Source organism: Salinibacterium sp. SWN248 (genome assembly GCF_015864575.1).
GTDB lineage: Bacteria > Actinomycetota > Actinomycetes > Actinomycetales > Microbacteriaceae > Rhodoglobus.
In genome coordinates this window covers 840,131-862,495 of record NZ_JADYWW010000001.1, presented here as the reverse complement: position 1 = coordinate 862,495, position 22,365 = coordinate 840,131, and the positions used below count along the sequence as shown (strand labels likewise).

Annotated in this window: 23 protein-coding genes; 8 read left to right on the top strand and 15 right to left on the bottom strand. The window is 60.6% G+C overall.

What is annotated here, in order from left to right; genetic code table 11:
• Positions 1 to 19 precede the first annotated feature (19 nt).
• Positions 20 to 1,141 (bottom strand): GuaB3 family IMP dehydrogenase-related protein, encoded by a 1,122-nt coding sequence (locus tag I6E73_RS04030; RefSeq protein WP_197106402.1) that lies wholly within the window; start codon positions 1,139 to 1,141, stop codon positions 20 to 22.
• An 80-nt stretch (positions 1,142 to 1,221) separates the two neighbouring features.
• On the opposite strand from I6E73_RS04030, the gene I6E73_RS04025 reads away from it, so the two are divergent.
• Genes I6E73_RS04025 through I6E73_RS04015 form a run of 3 tightly spaced genes read left to right on the top strand, consistent with a single transcriptional unit; the run spans position 1,222 to position 3,579 of the window.
• Positions 1,222 to 1,824, top strand: a complete 603-nt coding sequence (locus I6E73_RS04025) for a TetR family transcriptional regulator (protein WP_197123283.1) — start codon at positions 1,222 to 1,224, stop codon at positions 1,822 to 1,824.
• A 25-nt stretch (positions 1,825 to 1,849) separates the two neighbouring features.
• Positions 1,850 to 2,764, top strand: coding sequence for an ABC transporter ATP-binding protein (locus I6E73_RS04020; RefSeq protein WP_197123281.1), 915 nt, complete (start codon positions 1,850 to 1,852; stop codon positions 2,762 to 2,764).
• A complete protein-coding gene (locus I6E73_RS04015) occupies positions 2,761 to 3,579 on the top strand; it encodes an ABC transporter permease subunit (RefSeq protein ID WP_197106405.1) in 819 nt (272 codons plus the stop codon). Before I6E73_RS04020 ends, I6E73_RS04015 begins: the two co-directional genes overlap by 4 nt.
• Positions 3,580 to 3,699: 120 nt before the next feature.
• Here I6E73_RS04015 and guaB read toward each other — a convergent pair whose 3' ends face one another.
• Entirely contained in the window at positions 3,700 to 5,202 is a 1,503-nt protein-coding gene (gene guaB, locus I6E73_RS04010; protein WP_197106406.1) for an IMP dehydrogenase, read from the bottom strand.
• A gap of 281 nt (positions 5,203 to 5,483) precedes the next feature.
• Here guaB and I6E73_RS04005 point away from each other — a divergent pair, with 281 nt between their 5' ends.
• The 4 genes from I6E73_RS04005 to I6E73_RS03990 are packed head-to-tail and all read left to right on the top strand — an operon-like array spanning position 5,484 to position 9,452.
• Positions 5,484 to 6,764, top strand: a complete 1,281-nt coding sequence (locus tag I6E73_RS04005; protein WP_197123279.1) for a branched-chain amino acid ABC transporter permease — start codon at positions 5,484 to 5,486, stop codon at positions 6,762 to 6,764.
• Between the two features lie 9 nt (positions 6,765 to 6,773).
• The gene (locus I6E73_RS04000) at positions 6,774 to 7,754 is read left to right on the top strand and encodes a branched-chain amino acid ABC transporter permease (protein ID WP_197106408.1); all 981 of its coding nucleotides are present in this window, start codon (positions 6,774 to 6,776) and stop codon (positions 7,752 to 7,754) included.
• The gene (locus tag I6E73_RS03995) at positions 7,744 to 8,718 is read left to right on the top strand and encodes an ABC transporter ATP-binding protein (protein ID WP_197123277.1); all 975 of its coding nucleotides are present in this window, start codon (positions 7,744 to 7,746) and stop codon (positions 8,716 to 8,718) included. The genes I6E73_RS04000 and I6E73_RS03995 overlap by 11 nt, the downstream gene beginning before the upstream one ends.
• Positions 8,715 to 9,452 carry an ABC transporter ATP-binding protein gene (locus tag I6E73_RS03990; protein ID WP_197106410.1) on the top strand — a complete coding sequence of 246 codons (738 nt, stop codon included), beginning with the start codon at positions 8,715 to 8,717 and terminating at the stop codon, positions 9,450 to 9,452. The genes I6E73_RS03995 and I6E73_RS03990 overlap by 4 nt, the downstream gene beginning before the upstream one ends.
• A gap of 372 nt (positions 9,453 to 9,824) precedes the next feature.
• On the opposite strand, the gene I6E73_RS03985 is transcribed toward I6E73_RS03990, so the two are convergent.
• The 5 genes from I6E73_RS03985 to groES form a co-directional block, all read right to left on the bottom strand.
• Positions 9,825 to 11,096, bottom strand: a complete 1,272-nt coding sequence (locus tag I6E73_RS03985) for an ABC transporter substrate-binding protein (RefSeq protein WP_197123275.1) — start codon at positions 11,094 to 11,096, stop codon at positions 9,825 to 9,827.
• Positions 11,097 to 11,266: 170 nt separating this feature from the next.
• Positions 11,267 to 12,526 (bottom strand): ABC transporter substrate-binding protein, encoded by a 1,260-nt coding sequence (locus tag I6E73_RS03980; RefSeq protein ID WP_197123273.1) that lies wholly within the window; start codon positions 12,524 to 12,526, stop codon positions 11,267 to 11,269.
• 130 nt (positions 12,527 to 12,656) lie between these two features.
• Complete coding sequence (locus I6E73_RS03975; RefSeq protein ID WP_197123272.1) at positions 12,657 to 13,943, bottom strand: ABC transporter substrate-binding protein; 1,287 nt, start codon at positions 13,941 to 13,943, stop codon at positions 12,657 to 12,659.
• 55 nt (positions 13,944 to 13,998) lie between these two features.
• Positions 13,999 to 14,943: an EamA family transporter RarD gene (gene rarD, locus I6E73_RS03970; protein WP_197106414.1), complete on the bottom strand. Its 945-nt coding sequence runs from the start codon at positions 14,941 to 14,943 to the stop codon at positions 13,999 to 14,001.
• 138 nt (positions 14,944 to 15,081) lie between these two features.
• Positions 15,082 to 15,378, bottom strand: a complete 297-nt coding sequence (gene groES / locus I6E73_RS03965) for a co-chaperone GroES (RefSeq protein ID WP_197106415.1) — start codon at positions 15,376 to 15,378, stop codon at positions 15,082 to 15,084.
• Between the two features lie 123 nt (positions 15,379 to 15,501).
• On the opposite strand from groES, the gene I6E73_RS03960 reads away from it, so the two are divergent.
• The gene (locus tag I6E73_RS03960; RefSeq protein WP_197123270.1) at positions 15,502 to 16,692 is read left to right on the top strand and encodes a class I SAM-dependent methyltransferase; all 1,191 of its coding nucleotides are present in this window, start codon (positions 15,502 to 15,504) and stop codon (positions 16,690 to 16,692) included.
• A gap of 53 nt (positions 16,693 to 16,745) precedes the next feature.
• Here I6E73_RS03960 and I6E73_RS03955 read toward each other — a convergent pair whose 3' ends face one another.
• The 8 genes from I6E73_RS03955 to I6E73_RS03920 form a co-directional block, all read right to left on the bottom strand.
• The gene (locus I6E73_RS03955) at positions 16,746 to 17,672 is read right to left on the bottom strand and encodes a DUF4190 domain-containing protein (protein ID WP_197123268.1); all 927 of its coding nucleotides are present in this window, start codon (positions 17,670 to 17,672) and stop codon (positions 16,746 to 16,748) included.
• A 74-nt stretch (positions 17,673 to 17,746) separates the two neighbouring features.
• Entirely contained in the window at positions 17,747 to 18,025 is a 279-nt protein-coding gene (locus I6E73_RS03950; RefSeq protein ID WP_197123265.1) for a DUF4190 domain-containing protein, read from the bottom strand.
• A gap of 100 nt (positions 18,026 to 18,125) precedes the next feature.
• On the bottom strand, positions 18,126 to 19,235 hold the full coding sequence (tsaD, locus tag I6E73_RS03945) for a tRNA (adenosine(37)-N6)-threonylcarbamoyltransferase complex transferase subunit TsaD (RefSeq protein WP_231600762.1): 1,110 nt from the start codon (positions 19,233 to 19,235) through the stop codon (positions 18,126 to 18,128).
• A complete protein-coding gene (gene rimI / locus I6E73_RS03940) occupies positions 19,235 to 19,726 on the bottom strand; it encodes a ribosomal protein S18-alanine N-acetyltransferase (protein ID WP_197106419.1) in 492 nt (163 codons plus the stop codon). Before rimI ends, tsaD begins: the two co-directional genes overlap by 1 nt.
• On the bottom strand, positions 19,723 to 20,343 hold the full coding sequence (tsaB, locus tag I6E73_RS03935; protein WP_197123263.1) for a tRNA (adenosine(37)-N6)-threonylcarbamoyltransferase complex dimerization subunit type 1 TsaB: 621 nt from the start codon (positions 20,341 to 20,343) through the stop codon (positions 19,723 to 19,725). Before tsaB ends, rimI begins: the two co-directional genes overlap by 4 nt.
• Entirely contained in the window at positions 20,327 to 20,899 is a 573-nt protein-coding gene (tsaE, locus tag I6E73_RS03930) for a tRNA (adenosine(37)-N6)-threonylcarbamoyltransferase complex ATPase subunit type 1 TsaE (RefSeq protein ID WP_307784216.1), read from the bottom strand. The genes tsaB and tsaE overlap by 17 nt, the downstream gene beginning before the upstream one ends.
• Entirely contained in the window at positions 20,896 to 21,996 is a 1,101-nt protein-coding gene (alr, locus tag I6E73_RS03925; RefSeq protein WP_197123261.1) for an alanine racemase, read from the bottom strand. Before alr ends, tsaE begins: the two co-directional genes overlap by 4 nt.
• A complete protein-coding gene (locus I6E73_RS03920; protein WP_197106422.1) occupies positions 21,989 to 22,363 on the bottom strand; it encodes a holo-ACP synthase in 375 nt (124 codons plus the stop codon). Before I6E73_RS03920 ends, alr begins: the two co-directional genes overlap by 8 nt.
• Positions 22,364 to 22,365: the final 2 nt, after the last annotated feature.

Sequence of the window (22,365 nt, the reverse complement as noted above, 5' to 3'; positions counted from 1 at the left end):
GACGTGAACGTGGGTTTAGCTACAGCGGATTGTACGGAGCAACAACAACATCGACCCGTTGGAATTCCTTGAGGTCGGAGTAACCGGTGGTGGCCATCGAGCGACGCAGCGCACCGATGAGGTTCGACTGACCGTTTGGGTGTGACGATGGCCCGTTGAGGATTTCTGCGAGAGGAGCAAGCTGCCCAACTTCGACACGGTTTCCGCGGGGAAGTTCGGAGTGGTGGGCCTCTTGGCCCCAGTGGTAACCGCCACCAGGAGCTTCGGTCGCGCGGGCAAGGGTGCTGCCGAGCATGACGGCGTCGGCGCCGACGGAGATCGCTTTCACGATGTCGCCACTTGTGCCGAGGCCACCATCGGCGATGACGTGAACGTAGCGTCCACCCGACTCGTCCATGTAGTCGCGGCGGGCGCCAGCAACATCGGCAACCGCTGTTGCCATGGGAGCGTGGATGCCGAGGGCAGTGCGCGTGGTGCTGGAGGCTCCGCCACCAAATCCGACGAGCACTCCGGCGGCTCCGGTGCGCATGAGGTGCAGTGCTGCGGTGTAGGTTGCGGCACCGCCCACAATCACGGGCACGTCGAGTTCGTAGATGAATTCCTTGAGGTTGAGCGGCTCAGTCGTCTTGGAGACGTGCTCGGCACTCACGGTCGTGCCGCGGATGACGAACAGGTCGACTCCGGCATCCACCACTGTTTGGTACAGCTCTTGTGTGCGTTGCGGGCTTAGTGCGCCAGCGACGGGCACTCCGGCTTCGCGGATCTCGGCGAGACGCTGAGTGACAAGCTCGGGCTTAATCGGCTCGGCATACAGCTGCTGCATCCGTGCGGTCGCCTGGTCGGCGGGCAGCGAACGGATTTCTTCGAGAACGGGTTCGGGGTTCTCGTACCGGGTCCAGAGACCTTCGAGGTCGAGCACTCCCAGCCCGCCGAGCTTTCCCATCGCAATTGCTGTTGCTGGCGAAACCACGGAGTCCATCGGAGCAGCGATCACGGGGATGTCGAACGTGTAGGCGTCAATCGTCCAGCTCACCGACACATCGCGGGGGTCACGCGTACGGCGCGACGGCACAATAGCGATGTCATCAAAGGAGTAGACGCGGCGAGCGCGCTTGGCGCGGCCAATCTCGAAATCATTCACTACTCCAGCCTACCGCGCCCAGGATTGGGTGGAACCTGCCACCATTGACAACCATTAAACAACTGTTTAGTTTGTTAAACATGCGTTCAAGATCGGATGACTCCACCACCAAAGCCCGCATCCGTGACGCCGCAATTCGTCTCATCGGGCGTAACGGGTTCGCCGCAACGAGCGCCCGCGCCGTAGCAACGGAGGCCGGCGTGAGCGCTGGCCTCGTCATCCACCACTTTGGAAGCATGCGCGAACTCAAAGCCGCGTGCGATGACTTCATCATCACGGAGGTCACCCACCGCAAAACAGGACTGGGTGAAGGAGACGTGAGCGCGGCAGTAAGCGAGTGGTACGCCGACCTCGCCACCTTCGAGCCCTGGCTTATCTACCTGAGTCGCCTCTTCACCGATGACTCTGTCGCGGGCGCCGACCTCTTCGACCGCTTTGTCGAGATGTCCCACACGATGCTGCGCGAGGGAGTAGCCAGCGGCGCCATCACTCCAACCGCCGACGAGCACGCCCGCGCTGTGCTCCTCGTCACCCACAGCCTGTCGACACTCACCCTGCAAAGCCACATCGCTCGCAGCCTCGGCAGCAGCCACTTCGGCCTCGACAGCCTCAGCCGCATGGGCAATGCCGCCCTCGAGCTCTACACCCACGGCATCTACACCCCCTCAACCACTCCCTCCTAGGAAGGACCGGGCTCCGGCCCCACCCATGACTTACGCCATAGAAACCCACGCGCTCACCAAGCGCTACGGCAGCAATAGTGCCCTCGAAGGCCTCGACCTCGCCGTCGAAACCGGCAGCGTGTTCGGCATGATTGGTCCCAACGGTGCTGGCAAGACAACCGCCATGCGGCTGCTGCTTGACATCATTCGCCCCACGTCCGGCAGCGCCACGGTGCTCGGCAAGTCCCCCATCGCTGGCGGCGCTGCGCTGCGCCGTGACATCGGATTCCTGCCGGGGGAACTGCTCCTCGAGGGCCGCATCACTGGCCGCTCATTACTCAAGCACTATGCCGCGATCAGCGGCCCCGTCGCGCCCGGCCGCATCGACGCGCTCTCTGAGCGTTTAGGGCTCGACATCACTCGCCACGTGCGCACGCTCTCCAAAGGCAACAAGCAGAAGCTGGGGCTCGTTCAGGCCTTCATGCACGAGCCGAAACTGCTCGTGCTCGACGAACCTACGAGCGGCCTCGACCCTCTGGTGCAACAAGAGTTCCTCTCGATGGTGCGCGAAGCCCAACACAATGGCCAAACGGTGTTCCTCAGCTCGCACGTCTTGAGCGAGATCCAGAACGCTGCCGATCAGGTCGCGGTGCTGCGCAACGGCACCGTGGTGAAAGTGGGTGACGTTGCCAGCCTGCGAGCGAGCGCCATCCGCCGCGTTGTCATTGACTTCACGGATGCCGCAGCCGACGACATCCGCACGGCACTGATTGCGCTGCCTCAACTCGACAATCTCACCGTCACGGCTGGCGATGTGGTGCACGTCACCGGCACGGTCGAGGGACACATCGACGCGCTCGTCAAGGCGATCGCCTCGTTCCACGTGGTCGACCTTCGGGTTGAAGAGCAAGATCTCGAATCGTCAGTCATCGATCTCTACTCGAATGAGGCAACCAAATGAGTCAGCCCACGAGCGCCAGCTTTCTCCCGCTCACTCGCCGCAATCTCGCTGATTCTTGGCGTGGCCTGCTCGGCTGGACTGCCGGAGTTGCCGGCGCGATCTTTCTCTATGTTCCGTTGTATTCGTCGTTCTCGGGCGAGAACGCGGGCTTCGATGAGGTCATCAAATCGATTCCCGAGGGGCTTTCGAGCACTCTCGGTTTCGAGGACCTCACGAGCGGCGCCGGCTATGTCCAGGCCACGTTCCTCGGCCTGATCGGCTTCGTTCTGTTCACTATTGCCGCCACGCTCTGGAGCTCGGCCGCAATCGCAGGCGACGAAGAATCGGGCTCGCTCGAACTCACTCTCGCCCACGGCGTCTCTCGAGTGCAGATCATGGTCGAGCGCAGTCTCGGCGTCATGCTCCGACTGCTATGGCTCAGCATCGTCTCGGCGCTGCTGATTCTCGCGCTCAACGATTCCTCAGGAATCGACCTCGAGCCTGCCCACGTGGTCGCTGGATGCGCGGCGCTACTCGGTCTGGGAGTGCTCGCAGCCAGTTTCGGCCTCGCCGTCGGCGCCATCACCGGTCGCCGCGCCTTCGCCTCCGCCGCTGCGGCCGGAATCTCCCTGCTGGGCTACATTCTTAACTCGCTCGGCAACCAAAGTGCCGATGTCGAATGGCTCCACAGCCTCTCCCCGTACCATTGGGCGTTCGGCAATTCACCGCTGAGCGAGGGAGTCGACGGGGGTTCCCTCGGCCTCATCTTCGGCATCTCGGCCGTTGTGCTCGCGCTCGGCGGAGTCGTCTTCAACCGCCGCGACGTCTCCGCTTAAGGGCGCACGCACACACCTCCCTTCACGACAGAAGGCCTGCTGGAAGCAATTGCTCCAGCAGGCCTTCAGTGTCTCTCGCTCACTCACTTCCGGGCGCAACGGCCAAGACGAGTGCGCGTGTTAGCGACGGTAGTTCGGCGCCTCAACAACCATCTGGATGTCGTGGGGGTGCGATTCTTTCAAGCCTGCGGCGGTAATCCGCACAAACTTGCCCTTCTGCTGGAGCTCCTCAATGGTGCGAGCTCCCGTGTAGAACATCGACTGACGAAGACCACCGAGCAACTGGTACATAACGGTAGAAACGGGGCCACGGTAAGGAACCTGGCCCTCGATGCCCTCAGGGATGAGCTGGTCATCCGACGGCACATCAGCCTGGAAGTAGCGGTCGCGCGAGTAGGACGTCTTTTTACCTCGCGTCTGCATGGCGCCGAGCGAACCCATTCCGCGGTAGCTCTTGAACTGCTTGCCGTTGAGGAAGATGAGGTCGCCGGGGCTCTCATCGGTTCCGGCGAGCAACGAACCGAGCATGACGGTCTCAGCACCGGCAACGAGTGCCTTGGCGATGTCACCGGAATACTGGAGGCCACCATCAGCGATGACCGGGATGCCGGCCTCCCGGGCTGCGAGTGACGCTTCGTACACGGCGGTCACCTGCGGTACTCCGACACCGGCCACGACACGGGTCGTGCAGATCGATCCGGGGCCAACGCCGACCTTGACGGCATCCACCCCTGCATCGATGAGCGCTTGAGCACCCGCGCGAGTAGCAACGTTGCCGCCGATGATGTCGATCGCGTCAAACGACGAGTCAGCCTTGAGGCGACGAACGATATCGATCACGCCAGCGGACTCGCCATTGGCGGTGTCGACCACGATGAGGTCAACACCAGCATCGCGCAAGCGCTCGGCGCGCTCCCACGCGTCGCCGAAGAAACCGATTGCCGCTCCTACGCGCAGTCGTCCTTCTTCGTCTTTAGTGGCGTTGGGGTATTGGTCGGTCTTCTCAAAGTCCTTGACCGTGATGAGACCGCTGAGCTTGCCTGCGTCGTCGACGAGAGGCAGCTTCTCGATCTTGTGCTTGTTCAGGAGGGCGATGGCGCCCTCGCGGTCGATGCCGACTGGAGCGGTCACGAGCGGCGTCGTCGTCATGACGTCGCGCACGAGCACCGAATCCATATCTTCTGGCTCGATGAACCGCATGTCACGGTTCGTGATGATTCCGACGAGTGTTCCGTCTTCTTCCACGACAGGAAGACCAGAGACACGGAACTGGCCACAGAGGGCGTCCACTTCGGCAACAGTCGCTTGTTGCGTAGTTGTTACCGGATTGGTAATCATGCCCGATTCGCTGCGTTTGACCTTGTCGACGTAGGCCGCCTGATCGTCGATCGAGAGGTTGCGGTGAAGCACCCCAAGACCACCGTTGCGGGCCATCGCAATGGCCATTCGAGCCTCGGTAACCGTGTCCATTGCCGATGAAATAAGCGGCGAAGACACCCGGATTCTGCGGGTGAGACGTGAACTGGTGTCAGCATCGCTTGGAATTACATCGGTGTGCCCGGGCAAAAGCATTACGTCGTCATAGGTGAGGCCGACGAAGCCGAAGGGGTCTGGCTGTTCCATGTTAAATCTTCCTTACGGCGGGAGCGCGAAACCGGTGATCTTGTGTTAAATCTCCGGCCAATCAATATTAACGGGTTTCATGCCAGAACATTCCCCCGCATAATGGCTTCACCGCTTTGTACCCGACAAGCATTTGTATGTCGGACCGCAATCGGCCGGTGTCGTCATTGCCGTCGACACGTCAGAACCCGCTGGGATTCTCGATTCCGGCTGGGTCCCTTCCTGGAGGTCCTGTGAACACAGCGGAATATCGCCGCACGCGACGGAAAAATAGACGAGGAGTGCTTGTAGCACTCATTGTTGCTCTTTCTGCCGCCTTCTCTCTGATGGCCATGCCTGCAATGGCCGACGAGGTTAACGTCGACGAATACGACAACAGCATCATCGGTAACGTCAAGCTCGAGAGCGTGGCGCTAGAGGGTGTACTTCTCACCATCTCTGGCGGCGGCTACGAGGTTGAAGTAGCCACGGATGCTGATGGTCGCTGGAAAGTCGGCGTTCCCGACGGTGACGAATTCACTGTCACTCTCAACGAAGACACGCTGCCCGAGGGCATTGCGGTAATCGACGAGGTGGGCGACGACGACACTCCCAACGTCAAAGAGGCGATGATCGGGCCCAGCGGCTCGACCGTTATGAACTTCTTTATCGGCCGCGGTGAACGCAACGTCACAAGCTTCTTCGATCAGTTCGTCGAACGTATCGTCAACGGCGTGAACTTCGGACTGATGCTCGGCCTCGCTGCCATCGGCATCTCGCTCGTTTACGGAACCACCGGGCTCTCCAACTTTGCGCACGCAGAAATGGTGACCTTCGGTGCGGTGATGGCACTCATTGTGTCGGTCGACCTCGGTTGGCCCGTCTGGATAGCGATACCCCTTGCCGTGCTCCTCAGTGCCGGCTTCGGGTGGTCACTCGATGCCGCGCTCTGGAAACCGCTGCGCAAGAAGGGCGTCGGTATCGTTCAGCTCATGATCGTGTCAATCGGTCTGTCGCTGGCACTTCGCTATACCTTCCAGTACTTCCGTGGAGGAGGAACCGAGCAACTGCCCGGCTCCGACTCCCCCGATATTCCGCTCTTCGGATCGGTATCGCTCAGCCAAACCAACATGATCAGCATGGTCATCAGCATCGTCGTGATCGTGATCTTCGCGTGGTGGCTCGTTAAGACCAAGATCGGTAAGGCAACTCGCGCCGTCTCCGACAACCCGTCGCTGGCAGCGGCATCCGGAATCGACGTCGACCAGGTCGTCCGTGTGGTCTGGATCCTCGCTGCAGCCATGGCCGGCCTCGCCGGCGTGCTGTGGGCCTACTTCCGTCCAGGCATCCGCTGGGATATGGGGGCGCAGATTCTGCTGCTCGTCTTCGCAGCGGTAACCCTCGGTGGACTGGGCACAGCATTTGGTGCGCTTGTCGGCTCGATCATCGTCGGCGTTCTTGTTGAGACGTCTAGCCTCTTCATCCCATCCGACCTGAAGTATGTGGGTGCGCTCGGCGTGCTCATCATCGTCTTGTTGTTCAGACCACAAGGCATCTTGGGTCGCAAAGAGAGAATAGGTTAGGGGCCGCTCATGGATATTCTGCAAATTCTCTCCAACACCGGGTCATCACTGATTGCACCGGCAACGATCGGGTACGCCCTTGCGGCGCTCGGACTCGCCATGCACTTCGGATTCACCGGTTTGCTCAACATGGGTATGGCCGCCTTCATGGCGATCGGCGCCTATGGCTACGCGATCTCGATCCTCACCTTCGGTTTTCCGTGGTGGGGCGGCATGCTCGTTGGTGTCGGTGGCTCGCTTGTCTTCGCCCTGATCCTCGGTATTCCTACCCTGCGACTGCGCGGTGACTACCTGGCGATCGTGACCATTGCGGCCGCCGAGGTTGTGCGTCTGTTGTTCCTGACCACGACGTTCGACAAGTACACCGGCTCTGCCGATGGACTGAGTGGCTACCACGAGAGCTTCCGTGCGTTCAACCCGATTCCTGACGGCACCTACGGCTTCGGCCCGTGGGAGTACAACGCCAACGGCTGGTGGGTTCGCATCTTCGGAATCGCAATTCTGGCGCTTGCTGCCTTCATCCTCTGGGCTGTCATGCGCAGCCCGTGGGGTCGAGTGATCAAGGGAATCCGTGAAGACGAGGATGCCGTGCGCGCCCTCGGAAAGAACGTGTTCTCGTACAAGTTGCAGTCGCTCATGCTCGGTGGTGTCTTCGGTGCCATGGGTGGAATCATTTACGCCCTCCCGGCCTCGGTGAACCCCGGCGTGTATGTCACGTCGCTCACGTTCTTCGTCTATACCGCGTTGCTGCTCGGTGGAGCTGCAACGATCTTCGGACCGATTATCGGTTCGGTGATCTTCTGGGGTGTGCAAACCCTCCTGAGCAACCTGCTTCCCGCCATGGTCAACGTCGGCCTCTTGCCGTTCATGACCACGACGCAGTCGCAGACGGTGCGTTTCATCCTTGTGGGTGTGGCACTGATGTTGCTCGTGATCTATCGACCGCAGGGCATCCTCGGCAACAAGAAGGAGCTGACCTTTGTCAAGTAATGACGCATCGGCTGCGCCGGTGCAGCGAGCAAAGACAACCGGACTCCACAAGGGTGACATCGTTCCTGGTGTCGCCAAGGTCGACCCGATCATCATCGCTGACGGAATTCGTCGAACCTTCGGTGGCCTCACCGCGGTGAACGTCGACCACGTTGAGATCCCCCGCAATGCGATTACCGCGTTGATTGGTCCGAACGGTGCCGGTAAGACGACGCTGTTCAACCTTCTGACCGGCTTCGACAAGCCTGACGAAGGCAAGTGGACTTTCGATGGACACTCGCTTGCCGGAATGGGCGCGCACAAAGTGGCCGGCCTCGGCCAGGTGCGCACGTTCCAGCTGACGAAGGCCCTCGGGCTTTTGACGGTGCTTGAGAACATGAAACTCGGCGCAAAGGATCAGATCGGGGAGAATATTTTCCGCGCCGTGATCCCGAGCCTCTGGCGCAAGCAAGAAGCCGAGATCGAAGAACGCGCAATCGTTCTGCTCAAGAAGTTCAAGCTCGACGCTAAATCGTCGGACTTCGCCGCCAGCCTTTCCGGTGGACAGCGCAAGCTGCTCGAGATGGCTCGCGCCCTCATGAGCCAGCCGACGCTGGTGATGCTGGATGAGCCCATGGCCGGTGTTAACCCCGCGTTGACTCAGTCGCTGCTCGACCACATCCTCGACCTGAAGGAAGAGGGCATGACGGTGCTGTTCGTCGAGCACGACATGCACATGGTGCGTCACATCGCCGACTGGGTAATCGTGATGGCTGAGGGTCAGGTCGTTGCTGAAGGTCCCCCGGATGAGGTCATGAAGAACCAAGCCGTCATCGATGCGTACCTCGGTTCGCATCAGGATGTCGACCTGGGAATCGTCACGGGCCGCATCGAAGGCGAACTCAACACTGAAGCGATCAAACTCGCCGCGGAGGTCAAACACCTCGACGAAAACATCGCTAACCGCAAGGAGACCGGCAAGTGAACGCAATCCCTACCGAGAATGCGGTTGTCCACGTCAAGGACCTGACCGCAGGGTACCTGCCCGGCGTCGACATCCTCAACGACTGCAATTTGGTCGCTAACCCGGGTGAACTGATCGGAATTATTGGTCCGAACGGTGCCGGCAAGTCGACCCTGTTGAAGGCAATCTTCGGCCAGGTACAGGTGCGCGGCGGATCAATCACCCTCAACGGTGACAACATCACCGGGCTCAAAGCAAACAAGCTTGTAGCGCGCGGTGTTGGTTTTGTTCCACAAAACAACAACGTGTTCCCGAGCCTGACGATCGAAGAGAACCTTCAGATGGGGCTGTACCAAAACCCCAAGATCTACGATGAGCGTCTTGAGTTTGTGACCGGTATTTTCGCCGAGTTGAAGTCGCGCCTCAAGCAGCGCGCGGGTTCGCTCTCGGGTGGAGAACGCCAAATGGTCGCCATGTCTCGCGCCCTCATGATGGATCCGCACGTTCTCCTTCTCGACGAGCCGTCTGCTGGGCTCTCGCCGGTGAAGCAGGATGAGGCATTCATCCGCGTATCGGAGATCAACAAGGCCGGCGTGACCACGATCATGGTTGAGCAGAACGCACGTCGTTGCCTGCAAATCTGTGACCGCGGCTACGTTCTCGACCAGGGCCACGATGCCTACGAAGGCACCGGGCGCGAGTTGCTCAATGACCCCAAGGTTATTGGCCTCTACCTCGGAACCCTCGGCACCTAGCCACCAGCACTTCGCAGCACCTGATGCCCCGCCCGGATTCGTCCGGACGGGGCATCACTGAGTTAAGGAACGGCCCTCCCATCGGCTCCGCAGCTCAGCTTCACGGCTCACCATAGAGCTAGAGAGCGCCACGCTGCCCGCTAAGCCGCGTTTGCACCCCTCAGCGGGTTTATATTCACGCACAGCCCTTTCGCGTCCACACGACGACTCCTGACGCTGTTTCAGGTTTGGTTCACAGTTGGAGGCTTCCGTGAAAGAGATTCAACACGTCGTCCGAACGCTGAGCGCACGAAAAAGGCCCCAACCCGGTGAGGGTTGGGGCCTTTCTCTGAGCTAACTTACGTTCTCTGCGAGAGTGACTCTCGGAGAGGTTTAGTAAGCGCTGTAGGTGTTGTCTTCACCGTACTGGTAGATACCAACCTGAGCTTCGGTGGGGTCACCGAGCTCATCGAAGGTGATCGGACCAGAGATGCCGTCGTAGTCAGCAGTTCCGCCGCCATTGATGATTTCTGCACAGTCAGCGAAAGTGGTGCACTTCTCGCCGTTGCCCGAACCACCCGATACTTCCTGAAGCTTCTCAGCGATTGCTGCGGAGTCGGTGGAACCGGCTGCGAGCGATGCGAGAGCAAGAAGGATTACCGAGTCGTAGGACTCTGCTGCGTAGCTGAACTCTTCGAGCTCAGGCTGTCCGGATTCGACCCAGAAGTCGTTGACGGCCGACGTGAAGTCAGCAATCGTGTCGACGCTCAGGCCGGGCAGAGTTCCCTTGGCGCCCGAAAGGGTTCCAGCAGCGAACTCGTCACCGAAGTTGGCGAGGTTACCGTCTACGAAGTAGAGGTTCTCCGCCGGGAAGCTGCTGACGATGCTCGGAAGCATGGTCGAAACTTCTTCGAACGTGATCAGTGCGATGGCGTCAGGGTCAGAAGCAAGAACTTCAGAGATCTGAGCATCGAACGTGGTGTCACCGGTGTTGTAGGTGGGCTGTGAAACAACTTCACCACCGGCGGCTTCGAATGCTTCCTGCGTGTAGCCGGCAAGACCGGTTCCGTAGGAGTCATTGAGAACGATCATGCCGAGGGTCTCGTGACCATCGCCAGCGATCAGGTTACCGAGAACCTCACCCTGAAGCACGTCGGAAGGAGCGGTACGGAAGTACAGGCCCTTGTCGTCGTACGTCGTGAATGCGGCCGAGGTGTTTGCCGGCGAGAACTGGATTACTCCAGCGCCAACAACCTGGTCAATGAACTGAAGCGAAACACCCGAGGATGCTGCACCAAGAATTGCGGAAACGTCTTCACCGAGCAAGCGAGGGATTTCAGTCTCGTATGCCTTGTTGTCGGTGTCACCGGAGTCGCCCTGAATGAGGTCGATCTGGATGCCAGCGTCGGCTTCGTTGATCTGCGACGCTGCGTACTCGGTTCCTGCGATCTCGGGCGGGCCGAGGAATGCGAGGTTACCGGTTACGGGCAGTGCCGTTCCAAGCTTGAGGGACAGTTCGCCACCCTCGGATCCAGTGGAGGTTTCTCCACCGTCAGTAGCACAGCCAGCCAATACCAGTGCGCTTGCACCGACGATTGCGAGACCGCTCAACAGGGTCCGCTTGGACCGTGATGGGGAGGCCGTAGCCTTCGCGAATACGCTCATGTTGCTCCTTGCGTTTCGAATGTGTTCAGGAATCAAATGTGGCACTACCGTGTCACCACACTGTCAAGCTATGCCCACCCGGCACATCCGCACAATACGTCTGTACTACAGCCTTGTAACGCTCTTGGGAATCGTTACCATTCGTAGACTTTGAGAAACAAGGGCGTTTCTCAGTTAATCCGGGTGTACACGTTGTCGCTACCGTACTGGTAAATCCCAATGATGGCGCCCTGTGGATCACCATTGTCATTGAGGGTTATCGGGCCTGAAACACCGTCGTAATCAACGGTGCGCCCATCGAGCACAATCTTCGCGGCATCCGCAAATGTTGTCGCCACTTCGCCGTCACCACTGCCACCAGAGACCTCTTGCAGCTTGCTCGAAAGTGCTTCTCCCGAAATTTTCTGCGAGGCCAAGGCCGCCAAGCTCGCGAGGATGACCGCGTCATAGCTCTCAGCGGCGTAGCTGAAGTCCTTGAGGCTGGGGTTGATTTCCAGCAGTCGATCGGTGAAGTCCGAGATCGTCGAAACATCAAGCCCCGGATGCGTCACGATGGAACCGGTCAGGCTGCCCGCCGCGAATCCCGAGCCACGCTCGCCGAGCGATAGCCCGGTAAAGAACAGCTGGTCGCCCGAGTAACCGGCAGCGATGAAAGCCTTGGCAATCTTCTCGGATCGCTTTGAACCCACGATTGCTACGGCATCCGGTTTAGCTGCGATCGCTCGATCGATCTGCTCATCGAGATCGATAGCGCTCTCATCGATCATCTCTTGCGAAAGTAATTCGCCACCACCACGTAAGAATGCCTCACTCAAGGCACGCGGGAGAAGCGGTTCACACAGGGTGTCCTCGGAGAGGATCGCAATCGAGCCCTCACCAATACGCTCTGCCATCTCGTTGCCCAATGCTGTGCCTTCGAGCGCGCAGGACGGCGAGGTGCGCCAGTACAGGTTGTTGTCACCGTAGTTGGAGAAGTCAGGAGAATCGTTCGCCGGCGAGATCTCGACAACGCCCGCTTCCGTGATCTTGTCGATCACTTTCTTGGAAATACCGTTGGAGAGCCCGCCGATAATCACTGTTGCGCGAGCAGCGAGCAACTCCGTGACGGCATCCTCAGCGGTCGTTCCCGTGGAGTCGCCGGAATCAGCCGACTCCACGTTCACCGTGAGCTTGGCATTGGCATCATTCACATCTTGAGCAGCCAACGCGATCGCAGCAGACACTGCCGGACCGAATTTGTCGAGCGCTCCCGACTCGGGCACCAAGGCTCCGACGGTGAGAGTCAAATCTTTGGGCGCAGGGGTCTCTTCAACCGGCGCCTCGGCCGAGCATCCGCTCAACACAAGGGCCGCAGCGATAACGCCTGCAACTGCCGTGAACCCGCGTCGGGTTCGCAACGACACGCGTGATCCATAGGGCATGGATGTCATCACAGTCGCTCCTATCTACCACCCCCAACAGAGAGCGGCATTGTTACGGTACTGGCCAATGCTGAAAAGAAGAACTCCGAGCGGGCCATTTATGGGCACAATCTCGCCCCCAATCCGGGCGGCACTCGACCTAGCCGACGATTGAGCCAGTCTTATAGACGAACTTATTTTCGCCGTCATAAGTGTAGTAACCCCAGAATGCGGGCTCTACGTTGCCACCAGGAGTGAAGTTCACGGGGCCAGAAACACCGTCGTAGTCGATGTCGTTCGTGGTCTTGAGCACTTCGAGGCATTCCTCAAAACTCAGACATTTCACACCGCTTTTCGAGACATCGTAAAGCGAACCGGCGATGGCCTCACCCGCATCGTCCCCCGCCACGATTGCAGCGAGCGCCGCGACCATCGTGGCGTCATACGCTTCGGCCCCGTAGCGGTAGGTTGTCAACTTCGAGTTGGTGGCCTTGAGCGTAGCGGTGAAGGTCTTCGACGGCTGAACTCCTTCAATCACCCCGCGAACGCCCTTGAGCGTGCCGTTCTTGAACGCTTGCGAATAGTCGCCCGTGTTCAGCGAGGTGAGCCAGAGCTCCGACCCCTTATATCCGGCCGCGACGAGCTTCTCGATGGCGGCCTTCGTTGCCTTCTCAGTTTCATAGGTCGACCCAATCACCACGATGTCGGGTTCTGCCTTCTTCACGCTGGCGGTGATCGTGTCGAACTTCGTCGTTGAACTCGTGAAGACCTCGTCCGCGACGAGTTCGGTGTCGTACTCGGCGAGTGCTTCAACGAAGGTGTCGTGCAGCGCTACGCCCTCCTCATCGTCGACATAGACAAAAGCGATTCTCTGCGTTGTGTCGCCATCAGCCAAAGCCTCAGCGAGCGCATAGCCCTGCTGGTCGTAGGCCGGAATGGTGCGGAAAAAGTACCCGTCGTCGAAAACGTCGTCGAGACTCGACAGCGTCGCGGCGGGCGAGATGAGAGGGATCTTCGCATCCAGTGCGAGCGGGATTGCTCGCTGCGCCAGCACCGACGATGATGGGCCGATCACCACGTCGACATCCTTTGACACCAGGGTCTTGAAACCTGATTCCAGCTTCGCGTTCTTAGCCTCGCCCGAATCGACCGCCACAATCTCGACAGGCTCACCGTTCACTCCCCCGGCAGCATTTATTTCTTTCACCGCTGCCGCAACACCCGCTTTTTGTGCTGCAGCCAAGAAGGAGAATGTGCCACTGGTGGGAAAGATCGTTCCAATGCGAAGAACGCCATCGCCCGTCGGCGTCACGACCGGAGCGGGAGTTGCCGTTGGCGTTGATGCCGCAACCGGCGTTGCCGTCGGCGTCGGTGAACTGCACGCTGCGACAGCCACAACGATAGTTGCCGCCACAATCACACGCCGAGTCGTGCGAAACCTCGTCATTGATTTACCTCTCTCGGTGCCCAATCTCGGGCGATCACGCACCTTCAGAGGAATACTACGGTGCGCCCGGAGCTTCAGCGGCTGAACCGAGCCGCGTGCGAGAAGAGTGCCGAAACAGGTCATACGTGAGAATGGCGAGCGCCACCCAGACGATCGCGAAGCCCAACCAGCGCTCTGGCGGCATCGCCTCATGGAAAACAAAGACGCCAACAATGAGTTGGAGGATCGGTGCCAAGTACTGGGCCAAGCCCATGTAGGTGAGCGGCAAACGCCGCGCTGCAGCAGCAAACAGAATCAATGGGATCGCAGTGATGGCACCCAAAAAGAGCGTCAAAGTGAGGTGTCCCGGGCCCGCAGTGCCCGCCGCGAGCTGCCCGTTGGCCGCAAGCACGAGCAGAACAACGATCGCAACCGGCGTCAGAAAGGCGGTCTCGACGGCGAGGCCGCCCACGGCATCCGCCTTCGGACCCACGTTTTTCTTCACGAGCCCATAGAGACCGAAGCTGAAAGCGAGGCCCAACGCGATCCACGGAAAGCTGCCGTAGCCGATGGCCAAGACGAGAACGGCGAGCGCACTAATTGCCAGAGCGACCCACTGCAGCGGGCGAAGGCGCTCGCGCAACACGAGCACCCCGAGCAGCACCGTGACAATCGGGTTCGTGAAATAGCCGAGAGCAGCCTCCACAATGTGGCCGTTCAGGCTCGCGTACACATAAATGAGCCAGTTGACGACGACAAAGGCGCCGCCCAAGCCCAACATCCAGAAGGTACGACGATCGCGGACGATCGCCATGACCCGTGCGTATCCCCGCGTGACCACCAAAAGTGCCGCGCAAAAGACCAGCGACAGCACGATTCTCCACGCGACAATCTCGATCGCTCCCGACTCTTTGAGCGAGAAAAACACGATCGGCATCGCGCCCCACAGGACGTAGGCAGAAATAGCAAAGCCGAGGCCGCTAGGCGAGACGCGATCAGTCGCCGAAGAAGTGGAGGTCACTACTAAATCCTAGGGTCGGATGCTGCCCATGAAAGCCACCAGGAACGACGAAAGCCCAGAGCCGAGGCCCTGGGCTTTCGAAACGCCTCACCGCGAACGGGAGACGAGAAAGTTAGTTTCGCGTGAGCGAGAGACTACTTAGCGAACGATGACAGCGAGAACGTCGCGAGCCGAAAGTACGAGAAGGTCTTCTCCGTCGTACTTCACCTCGGTTCCGCCGTACTTGGAGTAGATGACCTTGTCACCAACTGCGATGTCGAGCGGCACGCGGTTTCCGTTGTCGTCGATACGACCGGGACCTACAGCGACTACTTCACCCTCCTGGGGCTTCTCTTTCGCAGTGTCAGGAATGACGAGCCCAGACGCGGTGGTCTGTTCTGCATCGACCTGCTTGATAACAATGCGATCTTCGAGCGGCTTAATGGACACCGACACGTTTGACCTCTTTCTAAAGTGCTTGGGCTGGCACACTCCGTACGGGAGTGCCAGATCAACTATACGGCTTGGTTGGCACTCGATCAACGTGAGTGCCAATACAGATGCGGATACGGTTAGAGAATGAATCAGAGCGAATTGCGCGAGCTACTTTCAGCCGAGGGCCTTCGCCTCTTGGACTCGCTGCCGACCTGGCACTCGAGTGACGAAATCGTGCGCACCGTCGCAGAGCTTCGCAAGGCCGGCCACAGCCCCGGCCTAGTTGCCGCCGTGCTCAGCCAATCCAAACTTCGCGCGAAAGCGGCCAGCAAGTTTGGCCCGTTTGCCGACCGGATGCTCTTCACCGAGGCTGGCCTCGAACAAGCAACTCGCCTTTCCGTTGCCGCCCAGCACGCCGGTCGGTTCTCGAAGGCCGGCGTGAAATGGGTGGCCGACCTCGGCTGCGGCATTGGAGCGGATGCGCTCGCCATCGCGGCCCTCGAGATCAACGTCACCGCCGTTGAGCGTGACGAAACCACCGCCGCTATTGCCAGCTTCAACCTTGCACCCTGGAGCAACGCTCAGGTCGTTCATGGCGATGCCGAAACCGCCGACCTCGCTGGCATTGACGGTGTCTACCTCGACCCTGCCCGCCGCGACGCCCGAGTGCGCCTCACCAACCCCGCCGACTGGACGCCCTCCCTCGACTTTGCGTTCGGTCTCGCCGAGCGCTACCCCACCGGCATCAAACTCGGCCCCGGAATCGACCGCGACCTCATCCCCGGCACCGCCGAAGCCCAGTGGATCTCTGTTGGGCGCGAAGTTGTTGAGCTCGGACTCTGGTTTGGGGCTGTCGCCCGCCCCGGCATCCGGCGAGCAGCCCTCGTGATCGGAGACCACGGCACCGCTGAACTCACGGCAGCCGCTGACAGCGAAGACGAACCCGCGGGAGAGCTCGGGCAGTTTCTCTACGAACCCGACGGCGCTGTCATCCGCGCGCGCCTCATCGGGGATCTCGCACGACAACTGAACGGGCGCATGCTCGACACTTCAATCGCCTACTTCAGTGCGGATGCCGCTGTCGCGAGCCCGTTCGCCACCTGCTTCGAGATCGTCGAGGACTTCACTCTCGACAAGCGCTCACTCAAAAAGGAACTGGCGGCGCGCAAGATCGGCACCCTGGAAATCAAAAAGCGCGGGGTCGATATCGACCCCGCGACTTTTAGAACGTCACTCTCGCTCAAGGGCGAGAACAGCGCGACCTTGATTCTGACGCGCGTTGCTGGCAAGCGGCGCGCACTGCTTGCGCAGCGCGTCACGCCTGCTGCACGCTGATGCAGAGCTTCTCGCCGCAACGGGTGAGCGAGAAGCTCAGCGGAGAGTGGCGATTAGAAACGGTAGTCGTTTCCACCCATGAGCATGAACGGCAGAAAGAATACCGCTGCGACGACGAGCCCAATGATGATGCTCAGCCCGACTCCGACATAACCCGTGATGAGACCGGTCAACCAGAACGGCCGGGCATACTTCTGCTTCTTCTGCGCGATGTGCCCCAGGACGACTGCGGCGGCGGCAGGCAAGAAGCCCAAACCGACGAACAGGAAGATGATTCCTGCGATTCCGGTAACCATCGAAGCGATCGACAGTCCCTGTGGCGGACCGGCGGGCACGGGCGTGAAGGATGCTTGCCCAGGAGTAGCGGCGCCAGCGTAGCCGGGAACCGGAGTTCCGCTCGGCGCAGCGTAGGGGTCGCTAGCAGCCGGAGCTACAGGAGCAGGTGTCGTCGACGAATCAGCAGGAGCGTTCGCTGCAGTGCTCGCGGCGGGCGCGGCCGCTGCGGCCTTCGGCGCCGGAGGAACGGGCGGCACGCTAGCCGAAGCAGTGCCAGCAACTTCGGGGGCCGTGGTCTCGGCGACGGGCGTTACCGCTTCATTCGCCTTCGCCGTCTTAGCCGCTGCAGTCGTGGCAGCGGTCGTCTTGGCCGCTGCAGCCTTAGTTGCCGCGGCTTTCGTCGTTGCCGCCTTGGCCGTTGTCGACTTTGTCGCGCTGGCCTTAGCGGTGCTGGCCTTGGCAGTCGCGGGCTTGGCAGTCGCGGGCTTTGCAGTCGCGGGCTTTGTCGCGCTGACCTTCGGCGCGGCGGTTACCTTGGCCGCGGGAGTTGTTTGTGACGCAGTGGTCGACTTGGAGGTAGTCGACTTCTTCGCTGCGGGCTTCTTAGCTGAGGGAGTGGCCTTCGCCAGGGGCTCGCCGGAAGTTGAGGACGCGCCGGGCGTTGAGATCGACGGAATTGAGTCGTCTGAGTTGTTGGTAGCCATGCGCACACTTTAGCAAGACTCTCCCCACAGAAAAGGGCCCGCACTCGCGTGCGGGCCCTTTCGTGCGTTGCTACTTAGTACGAGGTTCCTACAGCGCCGAGAGTGACGACGAAGCCAATGGCGAGGAAGAGGAAGACAACGAAACCGAGGTATCCGAGGATGAGGCCGATGATGGCGAGCACGTTGCCCTGCTCACCCGTCTTCTTGATCTGGCTCAGGCTGATGTGCCCGAGGATGATGCCGACGAGGCTGAGGCCGAGAACCGACGTCACGAGGGAGATGATCGAGAGGACGTTCCATTTGGCAACCGGCGCGCCTGCGGGCGATGCGGCGTAAGGCGTGGGTTCTGACATGACGAAGGTCTCCTTTGGTGATGATGCCGAAACCGGCGCACCTATATTCTCAGCCTGAAAGAAGCCTGTCAACGCAGCACACCCAGATTCCTCGCCAGTGTTACGCCTGAATTTGGGTGACCGGGAGCGTCGAATCAGCGCTAAAGCCCAAAGTTGAGGGTTCTTTGCTTGCCATAATCAGTTGGGCACCCAGCGCTGCGATCATCGCCCCGTTGTCAGTGCACAGCGACAACGGCGGAATGCGCAATTCGATCCCCGCCTCCGCGCAACGCTCCCGAGCGAGCTCGCGAACTCGCGCATTCGCCACGACTCCGCCACCAAGCAAGAGGCGAGGAACTCCGCGATCAACGCAGGCTGCGACGGCCTTGGTGAGGAGAACATCAACGACGGCCTCGCGGAAGCTCGCTGCGACATCCGCAATCGAAAAATCGGTACCCGCGTCTTGCTCGCGCTCAACCCACCGAGCAACCGACGTTTTGAGGCCCGAGAACGAAAAATCGTAGCGGTGACGGTCAACGTCTTTGGCATGGGTGAGTCCCCGCGGAAAACGGATCGCCTTCGGGTTGCCTCCCACCGCCACACGGTCGATGTGCGGCCCGCCCGGATACGGCAAGCCGAGCAAACGCGCGACCTTGTCGAAAGCCTCGCCCGCAGCATCGTCGATCGTCTCGCCGAGGAGCTCAACGTCAGAGACCAGGTCACGCACTTCGAGCAGCGACGTATGGCCGCCAGACACCAACAGCGCGATCGTGGGAAGTTCAATCTCAGTTCCATCGTCACGCAAAACATCCGCGCCGACGTGGCCCACCAAATGATTGACCGCATACAGCGGTTTACCCGTGGCCACCGCGAGCGCCTTCGCAGCCGCGACTCCGACCATGAGCGCGCCTGCAAGCCCCGGACCACTCGTGACCGCAATCGCATCTAGCTCTGACAACTCAACGCCGGCTTCGGCGAGCGCCTGCTCCAACGCCGGTTGCATCGCCTCGAGGTGCGCGCGGGCCGCAACCTCCGGCACCACTCCCCCGTAGCGGGCATGTTCATCCATCGATGATGAAATCACGTTGGCTAACAAATGGTTGCCACGCACGATACCGATGCCGGTCTCGTCGCAGCTCGTCTCGATACCCAACACAAGGGGATTCGTGGTGTTGGCGGGAAGCTGTCCCGAAAGGGGAGAGCTTGCTACCGCTGGCACTGAATTCGTCATCATGCGCCCACCGCCGGTGAAAGCTTAGGTTCGGGAATAGTGAGTCGCATCACGATGGCATCAACCCCATCCGGTTGGTAATAGTTCGGTCGCACCGCAATACGCTCGAACCCGAGCGAATCGTACAGGCGCTGCGCGGAAGGATTGTCGTCGCGCACCTCGAGAAAGAGTTCGCTCGCCCCACGATCACGAGCTTCCACCATGAGCGCATGCATGAGCGCCCGGCCGATGCCTTGGCGGCGGGCATCCGAAGAAACAGCAATCGTCTGGATGTCCGCTTGCGGCGACCGAAAGGGTGACCGTAAACCTGCATAGGCCGTCACCACCGTAGGTTCCCCCACCGGGTGCGCGATCACGTAGTACCCGTGGTTGTCGCGAATCTCGGCACGCATCATGTCGCTCGACCACGCGTCGTTTGCGAACTCGCTGTGCTCGATGGCCATAATGCCGTCGAGGTCGCTCTCTGTAGCGCGGCGCAATTGCCAGCTCATGCGGTCACTCGTTTCGGCCCTGCAGAGAGCGTGATGTCTGGCGAACGCAAGTAGAGCGCTTCTTCGCCAGCGAAAGGACGATTGTGTTCGCGCAGCAGAAACGCGAGGCGAGCCAGGTTCGAGGCCAGCACAGGCTCCGAGTCCCTCAGCTGAAAGTGGTCGAAATTCGGAACGCTCGCGGCGAGCTCGGAGGCAGGAGCGAGCGCGGGCCCAGCAACGCGCACGGGCAAGCCCGCGGCATCCGACCCTTCATAGGTCGACCAGTAAAATTCTTTGCGACGGGCGTCGGTCGCCACAACGATCGGTTCCGTTTCGCCGAGGGCGATCGCGTCGTGGGTCACAACGGGCAGCACAGGCACGCCAGCGCCGAACGCAAACGCTCGAGCCGCCACGATGCCCACCCGCAGGCCGGTAAAGGGCCCTGGGCCCATTCCCGCCACGACACCGGTCAGGTCGGTTACAGCGCACCCAGCGTCGGCAATGCAGCCGTGGATGAAGTCGCCAACCACTTCAGCGTGCTTGCGAGTATCTGATGAATTACGTTCCGCATGCACCACACCCTGAGCGTCAACAATCGCGACACTCGTGCCCGCCGAGGTATCAATCGCTAACAGCATTAAGCCACTCCATGTCTGCCCACCTCGGGCCGTTTCCGGTCACGGTAACGGTGCGTGGTTCGATTGCTTCTTCGGCAAAGTCATCGGTGTGATCGACGGCGGCGCTGTCGCCGCCTGCAGCGGCAACTTCATCTGCCGCCCCAGCACCCACCGGGCGCACAATATCGACCGTGAGCCAGCTCTCACTCACTCCATCGAGCAGGCCTGCACCCCATTCGACAACGACGATGGATGCCTCAAAGTCGATGTCGAGGTCGTCGAGTTCAACAGCGCTACCGAGGCGGTACGCGTCCACGTGCACGAGCGGAGGCGCCTCGGTGTGCGAGACTTCTGCTCCCGAGCCGTCGAGTCGCGGATGCGTGCGCGCCAAAACAAAAGTGGGGCTCGTGACCGTGCCCCGAATGCCGAGAGTCTCCCCGATCGCCCGCGTCAGCGTTGTCTTTCCCGCGCCAAGTTCACCATTGAGCATCACCAGATCACCGGCCACGAGTTGCGCGGCAATAATGGCCCCGAGCTCGGCCATGCTGTCGGGAGAAGCGATTGTCAGCGTGGTCACGACTCATACCTGCGGGTAACACGAGAACCGATGCGGGTCACGATTTCGTAATTGATGGTGTCAGCGGCCGCAGCCCAGTCATCCGCTGTCGGAACCGACTGTGCTGGGTCACCGAAAAGAATTGCCCGGTCGCCGACCGCAACGTTCGCATCGCCCATATCGACAACAATCTGATCCATCGCAACTCGCCCCGCGACCCGACCAACGACACCGTTGATGGAAACCGGCCCGCGATTGGAGGCGTGACGAGGAACACCATCGCCGTAGCCAAGTGGCACGAGCGCGAGCGTCGTGTCCTGCTCGCAGCGATAGGCATAACCATAGGAAACCCCAGAACCGGCCGTAACTCGCTTCACCGACACGACAGGAGCGCTGAGAGTCATTGCCGGCACAAGGCCAAGAGCCGCGGCATCCACGTCGTCGGCGGGCGACAGGCCATAGCTGCTGATGCCGACACGAACGAGATCGAAACGAGCAGAAGGATGTTTGATCGCGCCCTCTGATGCGGCCAGGTGACGCAGCTCGGGGCGGAGCCCTACTGACTCTGCCATCGCGACCGCGGCCGAGAACTGCTCAATCTGGTCAGCGTCGTGCTCGACGCCCGCATTGGCGAGGTGACTCCACAGACCCCGCACGCGAATGCGACCCGCGAGCTCGTGAACAACCGCCGCTTCGAAGAACTGGTGCCACTCTTCCAAGAAAGCGCCATTGCGATGCAAGCCTGTATCGACTTTCAAATGCACGAACGCAGTATCGGATGTCGCGGCAACCTCATGCAGCTGCTCGGTGCTGCTCACGCCGAGGTCGATATTCGCGCGAACCGCTTCGCCAAACGCTGCCCCCGGCTGGTGCAACCACGCCAGCAGCGGAGCGTCGATGCCGGCGCCGCGCACGGCAAAGGCCTCGGTCAGGTCAGCAACGCCGAGCCAGTCGGCGCCTCCCGCGAGAGCCGCACGGGCACTCTCGATAGCACCGTGGCCGTACCCATTGGCTTTGACAACAGCCATCACCTGCACCGGCGCAACGAGCGCACGCAGGGTCGCAACGTTGTGGGTGATGGCCGCCGTGTTGATGGTGGCGAGTCGAAGATCAGCCATGGTGTGCCTCCGCGATGACATAGGCGATCGCGATTCCGGCGTCGTGACTCATCGACAGGTGCACCGAGGTTATTCCGCGACGTTCGGCAATGGCTTTGGTCGAATTGTGGAGCTCAAGCGAAGGATTACCGAGCTGATCGGAAACCACCCGCATGTCGTGCCAGGTCACTCCGGAAGAGTCGCCGAGCGCCTTAATGAGTGCTTCTTTCGCCGCAAAACGCCCTGCCAGCGAGCGCAGGGGGCGAGGTTTGCCATCCTTGAGCTGTTCGCTCTCAGAGAACAGGCGCGATGTGAGGGTCGGTGTGCGCTGCAACGCTCGCTCGAAGCGGGCGATATCGACGACATCCACACCGATCCCCACAATCACGG

Excerpts from the sequence above, each read along its gene's own strand:
- tsaB (WP_197123263.1), bottom strand. The coding sequence starts at position 20,343 with ATGCTGTTAGCGATTGATACCTCGGCGGGCACGAGTGTCGCGATTGTT.
- I6E73_RS04015 (WP_197106405.1), top strand. The coding sequence starts at position 2,761 with ATGAGTCAGCCCACGAGCGCCAGCTTTCTCCCGCTCACTCGCCGCAAT.
- guaB (WP_197106406.1), bottom strand. The coding sequence starts at position 5,202 with ATGGAACAGCCAGACCCCTTCGGCTTCGTCGGCCTCACCTATGACGAC.
- rimI (WP_197106419.1), bottom strand. The coding sequence starts at position 19,726 with ATGAGCTGGCAATTGCGCCGCGCTACAGAGAGCGACCTCGACGGCATT.
- alr (WP_197123261.1), bottom strand. The coding sequence starts at position 21,996 with ATGGCTGATCTTCGACTCGCCACCATCAACACGGCGGCCATCACCCAC.
- I6E73_RS03975 (WP_197123272.1), bottom strand. The coding sequence starts at position 13,943 with ATGACGAGGTTTCGCACGACTCGGCGTGTGATTGTGGCGGCAACTATC.
- I6E73_RS03950 (WP_197123265.1), bottom strand. The coding sequence starts at position 18,025 with ATGTCAGAACCCACGCCTTACGCCGCATCGCCCGCAGGCGCGCCGGTT.
- I6E73_RS03955 (WP_197123268.1), bottom strand. The coding sequence starts at position 17,672 with ATGGCTACCAACAACTCAGACGACTCAATTCCGTCGATCTCAACGCCC.
- tsaD (WP_231600762.1), bottom strand. The coding sequence starts at position 19,235 with ATGACGAATTCAGTGCCAGCGGTAGCAAGCTCTCCCCTTTCGGGACAG.
- I6E73_RS04025 (WP_197123283.1), top strand. The coding sequence starts at position 1,222 with ATGCGTTCAAGATCGGATGACTCCACCACCAAAGCCCGCATCCGTGAC.
- I6E73_RS04020 (WP_197123281.1), top strand. The coding sequence starts at position 1,850 with ATGACTTACGCCATAGAAACCCACGCGCTCACCAAGCGCTACGGCAGC.
- I6E73_RS03960 (WP_197123270.1), top strand. The coding sequence starts at position 15,502 with ATGAATCAGAGCGAATTGCGCGAGCTACTTTCAGCCGAGGGCCTTCGC.
- I6E73_RS04000 (WP_197106408.1), top strand. The coding sequence starts at position 6,774 with ATGGATATTCTGCAAATTCTCTCCAACACCGGGTCATCACTGATTGCA.
- I6E73_RS03985 (WP_197123275.1), bottom strand. The coding sequence starts at position 11,096 with ATGAGCGTATTCGCGAAGGCTACGGCCTCCCCATCACGGTCCAAGCGG.
- I6E73_RS03980 (WP_197123273.1), bottom strand. The coding sequence starts at position 12,526 with ATGACATCCATGCCCTATGGATCACGCGTGTCGTTGCGAACCCGACGC.